5 protein-coding genes are annotated in these 4,161 nt (G+C 63.4%); 3 read left to right on the top strand and 2 right to left on the bottom strand.

The window, feature by feature from the left end; translation table 11 throughout:
• The coding region (locus MLGJGCBP_RS16595; protein WP_160096982.1) for a hypothetical protein at window positions 1-321 on the top strand (321 nt) is incomplete at its 5' end.
• 79 nt (window positions 322-400) lie between these two features.
• On the top strand, window positions 401-1,171 hold the full coding sequence (locus tag MLGJGCBP_RS16590; RefSeq protein ID WP_160096980.1) for a CPBP family intramembrane glutamic endopeptidase: 771 nt from the start codon (window positions 401-403) through the stop codon (window positions 1,169-1,171).
• Window positions 1,172-1,246: 75 nt separating this feature from the next.
• On the opposite strand, the gene MLGJGCBP_RS16585 is transcribed toward MLGJGCBP_RS16590, so the two are convergent.
• The gene (locus MLGJGCBP_RS16585; RefSeq protein WP_160096978.1) at window positions 1,247-2,464 is read right to left on the bottom strand and encodes an SHOCT domain-containing protein; all 1,218 of its coding nucleotides are present in this window, start codon (window positions 2,462-2,464) and stop codon (window positions 1,247-1,249) included.
• Window positions 2,465-2,734: 270 nt separating this feature from the next.
• Here MLGJGCBP_RS16585 and MLGJGCBP_RS16580 point away from each other — a divergent pair, with 270 nt between their 5' ends.
• Window positions 2,735-3,322 carry a hypothetical protein gene (locus tag MLGJGCBP_RS16580; RefSeq protein WP_160096984.1) on the top strand — a complete coding sequence of 196 codons (588 nt, stop codon included), beginning with the start codon at window positions 2,735-2,737 and terminating at the stop codon, window positions 3,320-3,322.
• 142 nt (window positions 3,323-3,464) lie between these two features.
• Here the strand turns inward: MLGJGCBP_RS16580 and MLGJGCBP_RS16575 are convergent.
• The coding region (locus MLGJGCBP_RS16575) for a hypothetical protein (RefSeq protein WP_201453092.1) at window positions 3,465-4,161 on the bottom strand (697 nt) is incomplete at its 5' end.

Raw genomic sequence — 4,161 nt, 5'->3', positions numbered from 1 at the left:
CGAGAAGCCGAGAAGAAGATGCAGGCGATCCGCGTCGTCGCCACAGCACACAAAACTCTCGCCGACACCCGCGAAGAATTCGCCCGCGCCGACGCCGCGAACAAGAAGGCGTTGGCCGACGCACTCGCCGTCGCGCGCAGCGCCGGGTTCAGCGAGGCCGATCTGAAACGGTGGCAGGCCGACGACAGCAAGCCCAGCCGACGCGGACCGCAACGCCGGCCCCGCAAGAGCGCCCAGAAAGAAGCGGTGACACCGACCAACAGCGGAGCGGTCACCACCGCACCCGAATCGGCGGAGGACAACCTCGCAGCGTCGGCCTGACCAAAGTCTCACACCATCGTGCCACTGACACTGCATGTGTCGGTGGCACGCTCATGTTCATCACTTCGGGGGGATCTCGATGAGCGATGCCGCGATCGACAAACAGGACAAACCATCCGAAGGTGACCGCCATGCTAGCGCGCGCGATAAGCGATTCCTCATCACACTTGCGGGACCGCTGCTGGGAACATTATGGGCGGCGAACCTTGCTCCCGATCACCCAATCTCGGCAGTCCTCGGCGCACTGATCATCTTCGCCCTGGCCGCGTTCCTGGTGAAGAACGTTCCTCCACTGGGGCCGTCATGGAGTGTCCGCGCGGAGTTCGTGCGCGGATTCCGCTGGCTGGGTCTCGGGCCGGTACGGATTCGGGATCGACAAGTAGCGGTGCGCACTCAGCTGGTGTGGATCGTGCTCATTCCCACTGTGCTCGCATTTCTGGACTATCACTACCTCTCAGTGCTGATCAGCGAGTCCTTTCCCGTAGTCGATCCCGCAGAGCTTGCCGCGCAGGAAACTCGGCTTGCGAACGTGAAAGCTCTCGGCCTCTATGGCGCGCTTGCAGCGTCGTTTCTCGGTGCAAGCCTCTTCGAGGAAGTGGTCTTCCGTAGCCTCCCACTGATCGTGCACCGGTGGCGGCCGCACGCAACGATCCTCATCGCGATCACCGCTGCCGCATCCACCGCCCTGTTCGCGCTAGCGCATTCGGACTTCGGTACCGGCAACGTCGTTTCGGCGTTCATCGGCGGCGTGGTCTACGTTGCACTCGCGCTCTACACACGATCGCTCTGGCCATCGATCATGGCCCACGGCATCTACGATGCGATCATCATGGTGAGCTGGGTCGTGTAGGCCATCGACAACAACACGCAACGAGCGTCCCGCTTCGGTCGCGGGTCGGGGCACTCGTTTATCGGGACTCTCGTGTCAGCTATACTTTCGGATGGCCGCCTGTTTCGCCGTCGCGAACTCGTCAACATCCAGAACGCCCTCCGCGTGCAAATCCGCCAAGCGTCGAAGTTCCTCGGCAAGACCACCCGCGCTACCCGACTGAGGCAGTGTCGGAACCTGGACTACAAAGTTGGGTCGCTTGCTGTCGGCGATCTTGCGCTGCAATTCGTTGAGCCGTGGAAGTGCCCGCTTGTATAACGCTTTGCCCAGTGGCAGGCAGTTCGACAGGGTGTACGGATCGTCCGCAGCCTTGTTCCGCGACTTGTTCGCGTTACGCCAGAAGTCGTGTTGGGCGCTGCCTTGGTAGCTGGGTGACAGGATCTCCAGAACACCGTTCACGATTCCGCCGTTGAACTCTATGTTGGTGATCTCAGTGTAGGGAAACGTCGTCACTCGACCCCCACCTAGTGAGCCGGCCATGAAGCTGGTGTAACTCCCGGTCTTCACGATCATCAGTCGATCTTCGAACGCAGCAAGGACACCGCCCATCGAGTCACTGACAACGACGAACCACGGCCACTCATCCGCATGGGAATGCTGTTCGAGATACCGCCACGCCGCCTTCGTCACCCTCGGGCCGAATACCTCGACCCGCCCACGTCGGCCCTCGATTCGCTCCCGTTCCGCTTCCGCCGCCCGCTGCTCTCGGTCCTTCTGTTCGGCGGCGGCGGCTCGCTCCTCGTCTCGGCGTAGTGCCTTCTGTTGTTTCTCGTGAGCACGCTGTTGAACGGCCTGCCGCTGCGCCTCTGCGCGTTCTTCCGCTTCCCCTCGTGCGGTCTCGGCCCGTTCTCCCGCAGCTCGACGTTCCGCATCGATACGTGTCTGCGCGTCGGCGCGTTGAGCGTCGGCCGCCGCATGCATGCCCGCGGGGAACCCTGCGGCTACGAGGTGGTGCAAGTAGTGGCTAATGAACGGCACGTCCTCGTCGGGGATGGAGCCAAAGGACATCTGCTGGCCAGACCGTGTGGTGACTACCAAGGTCTTCGCGGATCCGTACGCGGTGAAGTCGAAGCGGTGAATAGTGTCCGCGTCCACGCCGCTCTTCGGTCCGGTCGCGCTGAGATCGCGACCGGTGAAAGCGAGTAGGCGGGCATTGGTGATGACGAGGCCATCGCACGGTGGATACATGGCCGATGTGCTCGCCACCGCCCAGGCGATCTCACCCGGATACAGATGGCGGGCGAGTGCCTCCACCCATTTGTCGGCGGTCCGGCGCTTGACGGAGGGGGCAATCTGCAATGACATCGTGGGCTGCGGTTCCTGACTACTTCTTCGGCGGGTCGAAACAGTACATCGCGTAATTGGGCGTTCCCGTTGCAGACCCTGAGACGCCACTGATCACCCTTATGCGCACGATGGCTGCCGTGTCGGTCCCTGGTTCTACTCTCGCCGGTAACAGCACCCGGAACCGGTTGAGTGGAGGACACCCTGAGCATCACCAGCGGCATTTCCCCGCTCCCGGGTATGCCCATTCCCTCGTCACACGCGGAGGACGAGCAGCTCGCTCTGATCGGGCAGCCTCAACCGGTTCGCGTTCCTGCACGGTTGTGGCGATCGTGGCTCTCGGAGCCAACGATTGTCGCTCGGTTCGAGGCCAAGCGCTATCAGCGTGCCGGGAACCTATGCACACCGTGGCTGGCCGGGGTCTCATCAACTGGCCACGGTTCCTTCCGGGCCGCGAGCCTGCCCGGCACGTCTCGACGTGGCACCGTGCCCGCGCACCTGTTCGCCTACCAGCTCGAGTACGGAGTGATCCCAAGACTGGGGTGGTCCGGTGCCGATGACGCGGTGCTGTGCCATCAATGCGACTTCGCCGGGTGCGTCAACCCACACCACATGCGCCTGGGCACCAACGCCGTCAACCGCACCGAGTACTACCTGCGTCGGCGGAACCTCGCCAGTCCACTTGCCGACATTCGCGGTCCCGCCGGGCGCACCCGAGCCGTCGCCTCCGCCGTCCGTGCTGGACTCGCAAACGGCGACGGACGCGACAGCATCGAATTGCGGATTCACCTCGCCGAATCCGCCGGACTTCCGCTCACGCTCTGGTAATCCTCAGGGCGCCACACAGCAAGTCGTGCACACACCGGTGGTGCCCAGCGGTTCATTTGCATCACGACGGTCCAGCAGAAAGATGATCCTCTCGAAATCTAGGCACGGAGCCATCCGTGTCGTGGTCCGCATCGCTTCACGGTCAACGACGGAACATCGTTTCCGCGCCGGATGGATGCGGAATCAGGCTATGGCTGCCGTTAGGCATGAACACGTGCACTCCCGATGGATCGCCAATGAATTGGGGCATCGCTTCCAGGCCCGCCCGCTGCGAGAACCAGTCCTGGCACGTCGGGCACATCACCTTCGACGAGGCGAAGATCTGATCGCTGGTACCGGCGGCTTTCTGCCGTTCAGAATGGGAATTCTCATACATACCTTCTGCGTCGGGCGGGTCAAACGGGTGCGGCGCAGTCTCGTGGCCGGCCTCAGCGCCCTCCACTCCTGCCTGCTCGGTGGCTCCGATCTTGTCGCCGGACCAGCCGCTCGTGGCCGGCTCGCCGCCGGGGGTACCCGCGATGTTCTTTGGACTCTCGATGTTCTGCAAGCGCGCAAAAGCGTCAGACGCATCAGCAATGGCGCTCTGGAACTCGGGGAGGTTGAGAATGTTGTCGAGACCTGGCTCGACATCGGTCAATCCCACATCGCCCCGCGCCTGGTCGGCTGCCTGGTCCGCGATCAATCTTCTGAGCTCCTCCTCAGGAGTTAGCTCAGGTTCTTCCGCCGCCTCCGCCTTCGGAGCCTCGGGCACCGCCTCCGCGATCGGAGCCTCGGGCACCGCCTCCGCGATCGGAGCCTCGGGCACCGCCTCCGCGATCGGAGCCTCGGGCACCGCCTCC

The sequence above is a fragment of the Rhodococcus sp. T7 genome (genome assembly GCF_009872365.1).
Taxonomy (GTDB): domain Bacteria; phylum Actinomycetota; class Actinomycetes; order Mycobacteriales; family Mycobacteriaceae; genus Rhodococcus_F.
Note: the sequence above shows the minus strand (reverse complement) of the source record. Positions and strands in the feature narration are given on the sequence as shown.

Coding starts and splice junctions, on each gene's coding strand:
- MLGJGCBP_RS16580 (WP_160096984.1), top strand. CDS start 2,735: ATGCCCATTCCCTCGTCACACGCGGAGGACGAGCAGCTCGCTCTGATC.
- MLGJGCBP_RS16590 (WP_160096980.1), top strand. CDS start 401: ATGAGCGATGCCGCGATCGACAAACAGGACAAACCATCCGAAGGTGAC.